Source organism: Solimonas marina (assembly GCF_012241385.1).
Taxonomy (GTDB): Bacteria; Pseudomonadota; Gammaproteobacteria; order Nevskiales; family Nevskiaceae; genus Solimonas; species Solimonas marina.
Map to the genome: position 1 here is coordinate 64,675 of NZ_JAAVXB010000005.1, position 14,219 is coordinate 78,893.

Annotated in this window: 9 protein-coding genes; 8 read left to right on the top strand and 1 reads right to left on the bottom strand. The window is 65.0% G+C overall.

Annotated elements, in window-relative coordinates:
- The first annotated feature begins 32 nt into the window (after positions 1-32).
- From G7Y82_RS10650 to G7Y82_RS10660, 3 genes are all read left to right on the top strand, one after another.
- Positions 33-1,277, top strand: a complete 1,245-nt coding sequence (locus G7Y82_RS10650) for an efflux RND transporter periplasmic adaptor subunit (protein ID WP_206370563.1) — start codon at positions 33-35, stop codon at positions 1,275-1,277.
- Positions 1,278-1,295: 18 nt separating this feature from the next.
- A complete protein-coding gene (locus G7Y82_RS10655) occupies positions 1,296-4,382 on the top strand; it encodes an efflux RND transporter permease subunit (RefSeq protein ID WP_168148040.1) in 3,087 nt (1,028 codons plus the stop codon).
- Between the two features lie 124 nt (positions 4,383-4,506).
- On the top strand, positions 4,507-5,466 hold the full coding sequence (locus G7Y82_RS10660) for a beta-ketoacyl-ACP synthase III (protein WP_168148041.1): 960 nt from the start codon (positions 4,507-4,509) through the stop codon (positions 5,464-5,466).
- A 316-nt stretch (positions 5,467-5,782) separates the two neighbouring features.
- Here the strand turns inward: G7Y82_RS10660 and prpR are convergent, their stop codons facing one another.
- The gene (gene prpR, locus G7Y82_RS10665; RefSeq protein ID WP_168148042.1) at positions 5,783-7,381 is read right to left on the bottom strand and encodes a propionate catabolism operon regulatory protein PrpR; all 1,599 of its coding nucleotides are present in this window, start codon (positions 7,379-7,381) and stop codon (positions 5,783-5,785) included.
- 247 nt (positions 7,382-7,628) lie between these two features.
- On the opposite strand from prpR, the gene prpB reads away from it, so the two are divergent.
- From prpB to G7Y82_RS10690, 5 genes are all read left to right on the top strand, one after another.
- Positions 7,629-8,513 carry a methylisocitrate lyase gene (gene prpB / locus G7Y82_RS10670; protein ID WP_168148043.1) on the top strand — a complete coding sequence of 295 codons (885 nt, stop codon included), beginning with the start codon at positions 7,629-7,631 and terminating at the stop codon, positions 8,511-8,513.
- A 37-nt stretch (positions 8,514-8,550) separates the two neighbouring features.
- Positions 8,551-9,705: a bifunctional 2-methylcitrate synthase/citrate synthase gene (gene prpC / locus G7Y82_RS10675; RefSeq protein WP_168148044.1), complete on the top strand. Its 1,155-nt coding sequence runs from the start codon at positions 8,551-8,553 to the stop codon at positions 9,703-9,705.
- A gap of 127 nt (positions 9,706-9,832) precedes the next feature.
- Positions 9,833-12,439 carry a Fe/S-dependent 2-methylisocitrate dehydratase AcnD gene (acnD, locus tag G7Y82_RS10680; protein WP_168148045.1) on the top strand — a complete coding sequence of 869 codons (2,607 nt, stop codon included), beginning with the start codon at positions 9,833-9,835 and terminating at the stop codon, positions 12,437-12,439.
- A 72-nt stretch (positions 12,440-12,511) separates the two neighbouring features.
- Positions 12,512-13,699 carry a 2-methylaconitate cis-trans isomerase PrpF gene (prpF, locus tag G7Y82_RS10685; RefSeq protein WP_168148046.1) on the top strand — a complete coding sequence of 396 codons (1,188 nt, stop codon included), beginning with the start codon at positions 12,512-12,514 and terminating at the stop codon, positions 13,697-13,699.
- A gap of 73 nt (positions 13,700-13,772) precedes the next feature.
- Positions 13,773-14,198: a hypothetical protein gene (locus tag G7Y82_RS10690; protein ID WP_168148047.1), complete on the top strand. Its 426-nt coding sequence runs from the start codon at positions 13,773-13,775 to the stop codon at positions 14,196-14,198.
- Positions 14,199-14,219 lie beyond the last annotated feature (21 nt).

Sequence of the window (14,219 nt, forward strand, 5' to 3'; positions counted from 1 at the left end):
GCGGATACCGAAAAAGGATTTGAGGGAAGCACATGAATCGCTGGATCAAGCTGGTTCTGGTCATCTTGGGCATCGTCGTGGTGCTCGTCGCGCTCAAGGCATTTGGCATCTACAAGATGATTCAGGGCTTCAAGGTGCAGGGTGGACCGAAGTTCACCGTGTCGACCGAGGTGGTGAAGCAGCAGGATTGGCAACCGTCGCTGGATGCGGTTGGCAGCTTGCGCGCGGTCCGCGGTGCGACGCTGTCGAACGAACTCGCCGGCATCGTGCACACGGTCGACTTCACGTCGGGCCAGGACGTCGAGAAAGGGCAGAAGCTGCTCGAACTGGTCGATGACTCCGACATCGCCGCCGCCAACGCCCTGCGGGCGTCGCGTGATCTGGCGAAGATCGTCTATCAGCGCAGCGAAAAGCAGTACGCCGCCAAGGCGATTTCGCAGGCGCAGCTCGATACCGACAAGGCCAACCTCGCCAGCGCCGAGGCGCAGTTGGCGCAACAGGAGGCGCTGGTCGCGAAGAAGACGGTGCGCGCGCCATTCTCCGGTCGACTGGGGATCTCGACGGTGAATCCGGGCCAGTTTCTGGCGGCCGGCGCCGACATCGTGCCGCTACAGCAACTCGATCCCATCTACGTCGACTTCAACCTTCCGCAGCAGGAGCTGTCGGCGCTGCAGGTCGGGGCCAAGGTCGAGATCGGCGTCGATGCGTTTGCCGGCACGCAGTTCGCCGGCAAGGTCACGGCGATCGATCCGATCGTCGATACCGACACGCGCAACATCAAGATCGAAGCGGTGCTGCGCAATCCCGAGCACCAGTTGTTGCCGGGGATGTTCGCCAAGGTGCAGCTGGAGTCCGGTGCGCCACAACAGTATCTGACGTTGCCGCAGACGGCGATCGCCTATAACCCGTACGGTGAAACGGTCTATGTGGTCGTCAAACGCAGCGATGCCGACAAGGTCGATGCGCACAAGCCGGCGGCGATGGTCGAGGCCGAGCGCATCGATGCCGACAACGCCAAGCTCAACGCCAAGGCGGACGATGCCAAGAAGAAGCCGGCGGCGGACGACGGCAAGAGTCCGGATGATCTGGTCGCGTATCAGGTCTTTGTCACGGTCGGTCCGTCGCGCGGCGGTCAGGTGGCGATCCTCGACGGGCTCAAGGCTGGCGATGTCGTCGTCACCAGCGGTCAGCTGAAGCTGCAGAACGGCGCGACCGTCGTCGTCAACAATTCGGTGCAGCCGGCGGCCTCGCCGGATCCGCAACCGGTCGACCAGTAAGCGATACGGGCGATCGCCATGAACTTCACCGATATCTTCATTCGCCGGCCGGTGCTGGCCAGCGTCGTCAGCCTCGTGATTCTGGTGCTGGGATTGCGGGCCGCGTTCAGTCTCTCGGTTCGCGAGTTCCCCGAGACCGAGACCGCGACCGTCAACGTCAGCACCGTCTATTACGGGGCCAGTCCGGACGTTGTCGCCGGCTTCATCACCACGCCGCTGGAGTCGGCGATCGCGCAGGCGCAGGGCATCGACTACATGACCTCGTCGAGCGCCAGCGGCGTGTCGACGATCACCGCGCATCTGCGGCTGAACTATGACGGCAATCAGGCGCTGTCGGAGATCAACACCAAGGTCAACTCGGTGCTCAACCAGCTGCCGGCCGATGCGCAGCAGCCGACGCTGAGCCTGCAGAACGGCCAGACCACGGCGTCGATGTATCTGGCGTTCACCAGCGACACGCTGGCCAACAACCAGATCACCGACTATTTGATTCGCGTCGTGCAGCCGAAGCTGCAGACCGTGCCCGGCGTGCAGCAGGCGCAGATCATCGGTGGTCGGCGCTTTGCGCTGCGGGCCTGGCTCGACCCGGTGAAGATGGCGGCGAGCAATGTCACCGCGACCGACATCTACAGCGCGCTGGCCGCCAACAACTACCTGTCGGCGATCGGCAAGACGCGCGGCCAGATGATCAGCGTCGACATGACCGCCGGCACGGATCTGCACTCGCTGTCCGAGTTCCGCAATCTGGTGGTCAAGCAGAAGGACGGTGCCATCGTTCGGCTCGATGACGTGGCCAAGGTCACGCTCGGCGCCGAGGATTACGACAGCGACGTCGCGTACAACGGCAAGACTGCGGTGTTCATCGGCATCTTCGTGGCGCCGGACGCGAACCTGCTGTCGGTCATGGACGGCATCCGCAAGGTCTGGCCGGACATCAAGTCGAACCTGCCGTCGGCGATCAAGGGCAACATCGGCTACGACGCCAGCTCGTATGTGCGCAGTGCCATCGATGAGGTGGTCGTGACGCTGGTCGAGGCGCTGGTCATCGTCACCGCGGTGATCTTCCTGTTCCTCGGCAGCGTGCGCTCGGTGACGATTCCGGTGATCGCCATGCCGCTGTCGCTGATCGGCGCCTTCTTCATGATGCTGGTGCTCGGCTACTCGATCAATCTGTTGACCTTGTTGGCCTTGGTCCTGGCCATCGGTCTGGTCGTCGACGACGCGATCATCATCGTCGAGAACGTCGACCGACACATGAAGGAAGGCAAGAAGCCCTACCAGGCGGCGTTGCTGGCCGCGCGCGAACTGGCGGGGCCGATCATCTCGATCTCGGTCGTGCTGATCGCCGTCTATGTGCCGATTGGCTTCCAGGGCGGCCTGACCGGCAAGCTGTTCTCGGAGTTCGCCTTCACGTTGGCCGGCGCCGTCGCGGTATCGGCGATCATCGCGTTGACGCTGTCGCCGATGCTGTGCTCGCGCTTCCTGCGTGCCGACGATCACGAGCGGCCGTTCGTCAAACTCGTCGACCGCACGGCCGAGCGCGTCACTGCGCGCTATCGCAGCTGGCTCGGCAGTGCGCTGTCGAACTGGCCGGTGGTGGTGGTGTTCGGCTTCGCCGTGGTCGCGATGATCTTCGCGATGATGAAGTTCACGCGCCAGGAGTTGGCGCCGACCGAGGATCAGAACCTGGTCTTCGCGCTGACCACGGCCGCGCCGAACGCCAGCGTCGATCAGATGGACCTGTACACGCATCAGGTCTACAACGCGATCAAGACGCGACCGGACTTCCAGCAGCTGGTGCAGGTCAACGGCGTGCCGACCATCAATCAGGGTGTGTCCTTGTATCTGGCCAAGCCCTGGGATGAGCGCAGCGAAAACGCGACGCAGATCCAGAAGGAGCTGCAGAAGAAGTACAACGACGTTGCCGGCGCCAAGATCTTCGCGTTCCAGCCGGCGGCCCTGCCGGGTTCGGATGGCGGTCTGCCGGTGCAGTTCGTCATTACCACCACGAGACCGTTCAACGAGCTCTATCAGGTTTCGCAGTCGGTGCTCGAAAAGGCACAGGCGACCGGCAAGTTCTTCGTCATCGACAACAGCCTCAAGCTCGACGCGCCGCAGACGGTCGTATCCGTCGATCGCGACAAGGTGGCGTTGATGGGCCTGACCATGCAGGACGTCGGCCAGACGCTGAGCGCGATGCTCGGCGGCGGCTATGTCAACTATTTCAGCATCTCCGGCCGCTCGTATCGCGTGATCCCGCAGGTCCAGCAACGTAGCCGGCTGAATGCCGATCAGCTGAAGAACTACTACATCCGCACGGCCGACGGCGCGTCGATTCCGGCGTCGACGGTGATCTCACTGAAGACGCAGACGGTGCCGGAATCCATTCCGCACTTTCAGCAGCTCAACGCGGCGACGGTCCAGGGCGTGTTTCAGGGCACACAGGGTGATGCGCTGAAGGCGCTGCGTGACATCGCAAAGGATGTGCTGCCGACCGGCTACAACATCGACTACGCCGGCGAGTCTCGGCAGTACATGCAGGAGTCCGGCGCGTTCGCGGTGACGATGGCGTTCGCGCTGATCATCATCTACCTGGCGCTGGCGGCGCAGTTCGAGAGCTTCGTCGATCCGCTGGTGGTCATCATGTCGGTGCCGATGGCGATCTTCGGCGCGATGATCTTCGTGTTCCTCGGTGTGCTGCACGCGACGCTGAATATCTATACCCAGGTGGGTCTGGTGACACTGGTCGGTTTGATCGCCAAGCACGGCATCCTCATCGTGCAGTTCGCCAACGAGTTGCAGGAATCCGGCATGAGCAAGGTTGACGCGATCCGCGAGGCCGCGTCGATTCGGCTGCGACCGATCCTGATGACGACGGCGGCCATGGCGCTCGGCGTCATTCCGCTGGTGCTCGCCAGCGGCGCCGGCGCCGTCGGTCGCAACCACATGGGGCTGGTGATTTTCACCGGCATCCTGATCGGCACCATGTTCACGCTGTTCGTGGTGCCGGCGATGTATCGCTGGCTCGGCGCCGACCATCAGAAGAAGGCCGCCGCCGCACAGGACGACGAGTCGCAGAACGGCGAACCCGCGCCGCTGCACTGAGGTGACGGACAGGTGAGGGCCCGTCGGCCATTGTCGGCCGGCGGGCCTTTGTCGTAGCGGGGCCACCAGCCGCGCTAAGATACGCCTCCCGGCCGCAGCGTACGGCCCTCCCCACGAGCGAAAGATGGCGTATTCCCGAATCGTCGGTACCGGCAGCTACCTGCCCGCGAAGTCCTTGAGCAATGTCGATCTCGAAAGCCGGATTGACACCACCGACGAGTGGATTTTCTCGCGGACCGGGATTCGCAGCCGCCACGTCGCCGCCCCCGAGGAAAAGACCTCGGACCTGGCCTTGCAGGCGGCGCACCAGGCGCTCGAAGCGGCGGGCGTGCAGGCTTCCGACATCGACATGATCGTCGTTGCCACGACCACGCCGGACATGATGTTTCCGTCGACGGCGGCGCTGCTGCAGCACAAGCTCGGGATCAAAGGCTGCGCCGCGCTCGACGTGCAGGCCGTCTGCACCGGCTTCGTCTACGCGCTGGCGGTGGCCGACAAGTTCGTCGCCAGCGGCCAGAGCAAGCGCGCACTGGTGGTCGGCGCCGAGGTGTTCTCACGGCTGCTCGACTGGAGCGATCGACGCACCTGCGTACTGTTCGGCGACGGCGCCGGCGCCGTCGTGCTCGAACGCAGCGAAACGCCGGGCATCCTCTCCACGCATCTGCACGCCGACGGCAGCCAGAGCGGCATCCTCAACGTCGACGGCGCCGTGCACAACGGCGAGATCCTCGGCCGTGCCTTCGTGCACATGGACGGCGGCGCGGTTTTCAAGTTCGCGGTGCGCGTGCTCGACGAGGTCTGCCGCGAGACCCTGGCGGCCAACAACATGACCGGCGCCGACATCGACTGGCTGGTGCCGCACCAGGCCAATATCCGCATCATCCAGGCCACCGCCGACAAGCTCGGCCTGCCGCGCGAGCGCGTGGTGACGATGGTGGAGAGCCAGGGCAACACCTCCGCCGCCTCGGTGCCGCTGGCGCTCGACGCCGCGGTCCGCGACGGCCGCATCAAGCCCGGGCACAAGGTCATGCTCGAAGCGGTCGGCGGCGGCATGACCTGGGGTTCGGCGCTGCTGGTGTTCTGAGCCTCTGCGCGCGCGTCTAAAAAGCGCTGAACCGCAGATTGCGCAGATTCACGCAGAGTCAAAAGCGTGATGAACCACGGATTTCACAGATTGCACAGAAGGGAAGCGGTCGCCGGGTTTGCGCCTTTCAATCGGTGAAACCTGCGCTGCGATGCCGGGAGGTCGCCGCTGGCGCCGCTCCTGCACCTGCGCACAGCTTTTGTAGGAGCGGCGCCAACCGCGACCGCTGCGCCGTAAGCAGTGTCCCATCCAGCTTGTCTTTAGTCTCTGCGCCAATCTGCGGTTCAGCGCTTTTCACCCGCCGGCTCCCCCGAGCTCACGGCGCTCGGGTTGCCTTCAGGTGCCGCCACAGCGTCGTGCGTGAGACGCCGAGTGCGGCGGCGGCGCGTTGGCGGTCGCCGCCGTGCAGGCGCAGGGCTTCGGCGATGGTGGCGGGGTCCAGCGTGCCGCGCGCGCGTTGGCCGCTGTTGCCGTCGGGGGGCGGCGAGGGAGGCGCCGCACTCTGGCTGGCGATCTCCGGGGCGCAGCGCAACAACAGCGGACGGGTCAGCGCCGACAGCGGCGATTCGGCATGCGCCATCACGGCGATGCGTTCGGCCAGATTGCGCAGCTCGCGAACATTGCCCGGCCAGTCGTGCGCACGCAGCGTCGCCTGCGCCGGCGCGTCGATCACCATCGGCCCCGCACCGGCCGCGCGCAGGAAATGCATCAGCAGCAACGGAATGTCGTCGGCACGCTCGCGTAGCGGCGGCAGCGCGATGCGCAGCACGTTGAGCCGATAGAACAGATCGCGACGAAAGCGGCCGTCGGCAGTCAGCGCATCGAGCGGGTTGTGCGTGGCGGCGATCACGCGCACGTCGACCGGCACCGGCCGCACGCTGCCGACGCGCAGCACTTCGCGCTCTTCAAGGACGCGCAGCAGCCGCGTCTGCAGCGCCAGCGGCATTTCACCGATTTCATCGAGAAACAGCGTGCCGCCGCTGGCCGCTTCGATCAGACCCATGCGGCCGCCGCGCCGCGAGCCGGTGAACGCGCCCTCGGTGTAGCCAAAGAGCTCCGATTCGAGCAGCGATTCGGCGATCGCGCCGCAATTGACGGCGACGAACGGCCCACTGCGCCGCGGGCTGGCGCCGTGCAGCGCCTGCGCGACCAGTTCCTTGCCAGTGCCGGTCTCGCCGGTGATCAGCACCGTGCGATCGCTGCTGCCGTAGACGCGCACCTGATCGCGCAGCGCCACGGTGGCGTCACTGTTGCCGAGCAGGCGGCGCAGGCTGTAGCGCGCGTCGGCGTCGCTGCGTGAGGCGCGCGCTGGCGCGCCGCTGCGCGCGCTGTGCAGCATGCGCGCCAGGTCGATCGCCTGATCGAACGCGCGGTGAATGGACTCCGGCGAATACATGAGGATGCCGTTCAGGCCGGCGCGGTCGGCCAGCTCGGTGATGTAGCCGGTGCCGACGATGGCGCCGCAGCCCAGCGCGCCGAGTTCGGCCACCACGTCGCGCGCCTCTTCGGCGTTGTGGTAGGTGCGGTGTTCGACGTGCAGGCCGAACTGCTGCCGGAAGGCTGCGAATGCCGGCAGCTCGTCGCCGTAGGTGATGATGCCGATGCGCTCGGCGTGGCGCCGCGCGCGCGTCAGCGACTGCATCAGATCGAAACCGTCCGGGCGGACCAGCACCATCGGCTTGTCGATGCGGTTGCGCAGGTATTCGCCGTTGGAGCCGGCCGACAGCAGCACGTCGCAGTCTTCGTTGCGCAGCCGCTCGCGAATGTGCGTGACCGCTTCCTCAAAGCCGAGGTCGATGGTCTCGATATGCGCGCGGCCGTCGAAGAACGGCGTGACGTCACGAAACAGCCGCGAGAGCCGCGTGACGCTCACGGTCCAGATGGTCGGCTGCGCGCTGCTGTCCTGCCATTGCATGTTGCAGATTATGTTCCAAATTTCGTTTCAATGTTTCACTTCAATGGTGAGGTGAAACGCGAAACCTTGGCGCTGCGCGGGCGAGCATCCGCGGCGTCGAGAAATAGACAGATATTTCAACGGCATGGGCGATGGCCGTCGATGCGGCGCGTGCGGTTTGTGGCTGGCACGCCCCTTGAGTATTGGGGGCACCACACAAGAACACGCGGAACGGCCCGCTGTCGGTCCGCGCTCACAGGAGCCGCCCATGACGTCTTCCGCCGGTGCCAAGTTTCGCGCCGCCCTCGCTGCCGAAAAGCCCTTGCAGGTAATCGGTGCGATCAATGCCAACCACGCGCTGCTCGCGCAGCGCGCCGGCTTCAAGTCCATCTACCTGTCGGGTGGCGGCGTCGCCGCCGGTTCGTTGGGCCTGCCGGACCTCGGCATCAACACCATGGACGACGTGCTGGTCGACGTACGCCGCATCACCGATGTCTGCGACTTGCCGTTGATGGTCGACATCGACACCGGCTTCGGCCCGTCGGCGTTCAACATCGAACGCACGATCAAGAGCCTGATCAAGGCCGGCGCCGCCGCCTGCCACATCGAGGACCAGGTCGGCGCCAAGCGCTGTGGTCATCGTCCGGGCAAGGAGATCGTCACGCAGGGCGAGATGGTCGACCGCGTCAAGGCCGCCGCCGACGCCAAGACCGACGCCGATTTCTTCCTGATCGCGCGCACCGACGCGATCCAGGCCGAAGGTGTCGACGCCGCGATCGAGCGTGCGATCGCCTGTGTCGAGGCCGGCGCCGACGGCATCTTCGCCGAAGCCGCCTACGATCTGCCGACGTACAGGAAGTTCGCCGATGCCGTGAAGGTGCCGGTGCTCGCCAACATCACCGAATTCGGCGCCACGCCGCTGTTCAGTCGCGACGAGCTGGCCACCGCTGGCGTCGGCATCCAACTGTTTCCGCTGTCGGCATTTCGCGCCGCCAACAAGGCCGCCGAAGCGGTTTACACCTCGATCCGCGCCAACGGCCATCAGAAGGACGTCGTCGACATGATGCAGACGCGCGCCGAGCTGTACGACCGTATCGGCTACCACGCTTTTGAGCAGAAGCTCGACGCGCTGTTCGCGTCGAAGAAGAAGTAAGGCGCGCCGCGCCGCCCATTCCAAGGAGAGACTGACGATGAGCGAAACCACCGCCCCGACGTTCAAGCCGAAGAAGTCCGTCGCGCTGTCCGGCACTGCCGCCGGCAACACCGCGCTGTGCACGGTCGGCCGCAGCGGCAACGACCTGCATTACCGCGGCTACGACATTCTCGACGTCGCCGCGCAGTGCGAATTCGAGGAAATCGCCTACCTGCTGGTGCACGGCAAGCTGCCGACCGCCGCCGAACTCGCCGCGTACAAGGGCAAGCTCAAGGCGCTGCGCGGCCTGCCGGCCGCGGTCAAGACGGCGCTCGAACAGCTGCCGCCGTCCGCGCATCCGATGGATGTCATGCGCACCGGCGTGTCGGTGCTCGGCTGCGTCAAGCCGGAGAAGGAAGATCACAATCATCCGGGCGCGCGCGACATCGCCGATAAGCTGATGGCGTCGCTCGGTTCGATGCTGCTGTACTGGTACCACTACGCCTACAACGGCAAGCGCATCGAAGTGGAAACCGACGACGATTCGATCGGTGGCCACTTCCTGCACCTGCTGCACGGCAAGACGCCGTCGGATTCGTGGGTCAAGGCCATGCACACCTCGCTGGTGCTGTACGCCGAGCACGAGTTCAACGCCTCGACCTTCACCTGCCGCGTCGTTGCCGGCACCGGCTCGGACATGTACAGCGCCATCGCCGGCGGCATCGGCGCGCTGCGGGGCCCCAAGCACGGCGGCGCCAACGAGGTCGCGTTCGAAATCCAGAAGCGTTACGACAACCCGGACGAAGCGGAAGCCGACATCAAGGCGCGCGTCGAGAAGAAGGAAGTCGTGATCGGCTTCGGCCACCCGGTCTATACGATCGCCGATCCGCGCAACAAGGTCATCAAGGAAGTGGCGCGTGACCTGTCGAATGAAGCCGGCAGCCTGAAGATGTTCGACATCGCCGAGCGCCTCGAAACGGTGATGTGGGACATCAAGAAGATGTTCCCGAACCTCGATTGGTTCAGCGCCGTCAGCTACCACATGATGGGCGTGCCGACCGACATGTTCACGCCGCTGTTCGTCATCGCCCGCACCGCCGGCTGGAGCGCGCACATCATCGAGCAGCGCATCGACGGCAAGATCATCCGTCCGTCGGCGAACTACGTTGGTCCGGAAGACCTCAAGTTCGTGCCGCTGAAAGACCGCAAGTAACCGCGACATCAAAAGCGGCTAACCACAGATTGCACAGATTTCACAGATTAAAAAGAAAAGAAATTCATCTTTTAAGTCTGTGTGAATCTGTGCAATCTGTGGTTCACATATCTTTTTGGAAGTTCCGATGAACGTTAAATATCGCAAGAAACTTCCCGGCAGCGCGCTCGATTACTTCGATGCGCGCGAGGCCGTGGACAGCATCAAGCCGGGTGCGTGGGCGACGCTGCCGTATACGGCGCGCGTGCATGCCGAGAATCTGGTGCGCAAGGGCGAGCCCGAAAAGCTCGACGCCTACCTGGGCCAGTTGATCGAGCGCAAGCGCGATCTCGACTTTCCGTGGTTCCCGGTGCGCGTGGTCTGTCACGACATCCTCGGTCAGACCGCGCTCGTCGATCTCGCCGGCCTGCGCGATGCGATCGCCGAGATGGGCGGCGATCCGGCCAAGGTCAATCCGGTCGTGCCGGTGCAGTTGATCGTCGATCACTCGCTGGCCGTCGAGCACGCCGGCTTCGAGAAGGATGCGTTCGCGCAGAACCGCGCGGTCGAAGATCGCCGCAACGACGACCGCTTCCACTTCATCAACTGGACCAAGGAAGCGTTCGAGAACATCGACGTGATTCCGCCGGGCAACGGCATCATGCACCAGATCAATCTGGAGCGGATGAGCCCGGTGATCTACACGCAGGACGGCGTCGCGTTTCCGGATACCTGCGTCGGGACCGATTCGCACACGCCGCACGTCGATGCGCTCGGCGTCATCGCCGTCGGCGTCGGCGGCCTGGAGGCGGAAAACGTCATGCTCGGCCGCGCGTCGTGGATGCGCTTGCCGGACATCGTCGGTGTCGAGCTGTCCGGCAAGCCGCAGCCGGGCATCACCGCCACCGACGTGGTGCTGGCGCTGACCGAATTCCTGCGCAAGGAAAAGGTCGTCGGTGCCTACCTCGAATTCTACGGCGAGGGCGCCAAGAGCCTGACGATCGGCGATCGCGCGACGATCTCCAATATGTGTCCGGAGTACGGCGCGACCGCGGCGCTGTTCTACATCGACCAGCAGACGCTGGATTATCTGAAGCTCACCGGCCGCGACGAATCGCAGATCCAGCTCGTCGAAATCTATGCCAAGCAAGCCGGCTTCTGGGCCGACTCGCTGCAGACCGCGCAGTACGAGCGGGTGCTGAAGTTCGATCTGTCGACCGTCGTGCGCAACATGGCCGGCCCGTCGAATCCGCATCGTCGCCTGCCGACCAGCGCGCTGCACGAGCGTGGCATTGCCGACGCGTGGAAGATGCCGGAAGCCGGCCACGGCACCATGCCGGATGGCGCCGTCATCATCGCCGCGATCACCAGTTGCACCAACACGTCGAACCCGCGCAACGTCATCGCCGCCGGTCTGTTGGCGCGCAATGCGAACGCGCGCGGCCTGACGCGCAAGCCCTGGGTCAAGACCTCGCTGGCGCCCGGCTCCAAGGCCGTGCAGCTATATCTGGAAGAAGCCAGGCTGTTGCCGGAACTCGAACAGCTCGGCTTCGGCATCGTCGCGTTCGCGTGCACCACCTGCAACGGCATGTCCGGCGCGCTGGACCCGAAGATCCAGCAGGAAATCATCGACCGCGATCTGTACGCGACGGCCGTGCTGTCCGGCAACCGCAACTTCGACGGCCGCATTCATCCGTATGCTAAGCAGGCCTTCCTGGCGTCGCCGCCGCTGGTCGTCGCCTATGCGATCGCCGGCACCGTGCGCTTCGACATCGAGAAGGATGCGCTGGGCACGGATGCGGACGGCAAGCCGGTGACGCTCAAGGATCTCTGGCCGACGGACGAGGAAATCGACGCTGTCATCGCGCAGAGCGTCAAGCCGGAAATGTTCCGCAAGGTCTACGACCCGATGTTCACGTTCAAGGTCGTCGAGGGCGAGAAGATCAGCCCGCTCTACAACTGGCGCCCGCAGAGCACCTACATCCGCTGCCCCCCGTACTGGGAAGGCGCGCTGGCCGGCGAGCGCACGCTCAAGGGCATGCGGCCGCTGGCGGTGCTGCCGGACAACATCACCACCGACCATCTGTCGCCGTCGAACGCGATCTTGATGAACAGCGCGGCCGGCGAGTATCTGCACAAGATGGGCCTGCCGGAAGAAGACTTCAATTCGTACGCGACGCATCGCGGCGATCACCTCACTGCGCAGCGCGCGACCTTCGCCAACCCGAAGCTGTTCAACGAGATGGTGCGCAACGAGGACGGCAGCGTGCGCCAGGGTTCGCTGGCCCGCGTCGAGCCGGAAGGCAAGGTGGTGCGCATGTGGGAAGCCATCGAAACCTACATGGAGCGCAAGCAGCCGCTGATCATCATCGCCGGTGCCGACTACGGGCAGGGCTCGTCGCGTGACTGGGCGGCCAAGGGCGTGCGCCTGGCGGGTGTCGAGGCCATCGTCGCCGAAGGCTTCGAGCGCATCCATCGCACCAACCTGATCGGCATGGGCACCTTGCCGCTGGAGTTCAAGCCGGGCACCACGCGGCTGACGCTGGGCATCGACGGCACCGAAACCTTCGACGTGATCGGCGAGCGCAAGCCGCGCGCGACGTTGACGCTGGTCATTCACCGCAAGAACGGTGAAACCGTCGAAGCGCCGGTGACCTGCCGACTCGATTCCGACGAAGAAGTGTCGATCTACGAAGCCGGCGGCGTACTGCAGCGCTTCGCGCAGGACTTCCTGGAGTCGAGCAAGGCGGCGTGAGATGTGCCGCTGACGGTCATTTCCCTAGGGCGGCGCGATCACGCGCCGCCCATGTTTTTTGAGGTGTGCATCATGACTCAGGTCCCGCAAATCAAAGTCCCCGCCACCTATATGCGCGGCGGCACCAGCAAGGGTGTGTTCTTCAAGCTCGACGAGCTGCCCGAGCGCTGCCGCGAGCCGGGCACGGCGCGCGACAAATTCCTGCTGCGCGTGATCGGCTCGCCCGATCCGTACGGCGCGCAGATCGACGGCATGGGCGGCGCGACGTCGAGCACGTCGAAGACCGTGATTCTGTCGAAGAGCACCAGGCCCGATCATGACGTCGACTACCGCTTCGGTCAGGTGTCGATCGACAAGCCCTTCGTCGACTGGTCCGGCAACTGCGGCAACCTCACCGCCGCGGTCGGCTCGTTCGCGATCAGCAACGGTCTGGTCGACGCCGCGCGCATCCCGGACAACGGCGTCTGCATCGTGCGCATCTGGCAGACGCAGATCAACAAGACCATCATCGCCCACGTGCCGATCACCAACGGTGCGGTGCAGGAAACCGGCGACTTCGAACTCGACGGCGTGACGTTCCCGGCCGCCGAAGTGCAGATCGAGTTCATGGACCCCGCCGATGACGGCGAAGACGGCGGCGCGATGTTCCCGACTGGCAATCTGGTCGATGAGCTCGAAGTGCCGGGCGTCGGCACGTTCAAGGCGACGATGATCAACGCCGGCATTCCGACCGTGTTCCTCAATGCCGACGAGATCGGCTACACCGGCACCGAGCTGCGCGACGCGATCAACAGCGACGCCAAGGCACTGGCAAGGTTCGAGACGATCCGTGCCTACGGCGCGCTGCGCATGGGCTTGATCAAGGACGTCGCCGAGGCCGCACAGCGCCAGCACACGCCCAAGGTCGCGTTCGTCGCGCCACCCAAGGACTATGTCGCGTCCAGCGGCAAGGCGATCAAGGCCGACGACATCGACCTCAACGTCCGCGCGCTGTCGATGGGCAAGCTCCACCACGCGATGATGGGCACTGCCGCCGTCGCCATCGGCACCGCCGCGGCGATTCCGGGCACGCTGGTCAATCTCGCCGCAGGCGGCGGCGAGCGCGAAGCCGTGCGCTTCGGCCATCCGTCCGGCAGCCTGCGCGTCGGCGCCGCCGCGGCGCTGGAGAACGGTCAGTGGGTGGTGAAGAAAGCCATCATGTCGCGTAGCGCGCGGGTGCTGATGGAAGGCTGGGTGCGCGTGCCTGGCGATGCATTCTGACGCCAGCGCTCTTCTGTCGTAGGCGCGGCGCAAGCCGCGACCTGCGTCATCTTCGGGCGCGGAGGGTCGCGGCTTGCGCCGCTCCTACGATGCGAGCGCGGCCGAATCCGCCGGTGCCCGCCGGCCGGGACGGCGGCGTTCGTCGATCGGGTTTAAAATTTCGCAGATGAAAACTGAAAGAAGCATTCACGAATCCTTCTGCAACGTCTACGCCGATGCCGTGGTCCGCTTTGTCGTGACCGGCGTCAACGAAGACGTGTCGTTCGACGCGAAAACGCAGCGCTTCGTCTCCAAGCCGGTTGAGGACGGCACTGATCCGTTCGATTGCGAATGGTGGGTCGGTCAGGATTGGCCCACCTTCGTCGGCCCGCTGCAGTGCCCCACCGACCTGGCCCAGCCGAAATTCTCCGAAGACGTGCTGAAGAAGGCCATCGTGCACGCGCTGACCAAGTCCGCCACCGGCAAGCGCATGAGCCAGATCCTCGCCGGTCTGGACTGAGCCCTCGCAACCTTCGCGATC

Excerpts from the sequence above, each read along its gene's own strand:
- prpR (WP_168148042.1), bottom strand. The coding sequence starts at position 7,381 with ATGCAATGGCAGGACAGCAGCGCGCAGCCGACCATCTGGACCGTGAGC.
- prpB (WP_168148043.1), top strand. The coding sequence starts at position 7,629 with ATGACGTCTTCCGCCGGTGCCAAGTTTCGCGCCGCCCTCGCTGCCGAA.
- G7Y82_RS10650 (WP_206370563.1), top strand. The coding sequence starts at position 33 with ATGAATCGCTGGATCAAGCTGGTTCTGGTCATCTTGGGCATCGTCGTG.
- G7Y82_RS10655 (WP_168148040.1), top strand. The coding sequence starts at position 1,296 with ATGAACTTCACCGATATCTTCATTCGCCGGCCGGTGCTGGCCAGCGTC.
- G7Y82_RS10660 (WP_168148041.1), top strand. The coding sequence starts at position 4,507 with ATGGCGTATTCCCGAATCGTCGGTACCGGCAGCTACCTGCCCGCGAAG.
- prpF (WP_168148046.1), top strand. The coding sequence starts at position 12,512 with ATGACTCAGGTCCCGCAAATCAAAGTCCCCGCCACCTATATGCGCGGC.
- prpC (WP_168148044.1), top strand. The coding sequence starts at position 8,551 with ATGAGCGAAACCACCGCCCCGACGTTCAAGCCGAAGAAGTCCGTCGCG.
- acnD (WP_168148045.1), top strand. The coding sequence starts at position 9,833 with ATGAACGTTAAATATCGCAAGAAACTTCCCGGCAGCGCGCTCGATTAC.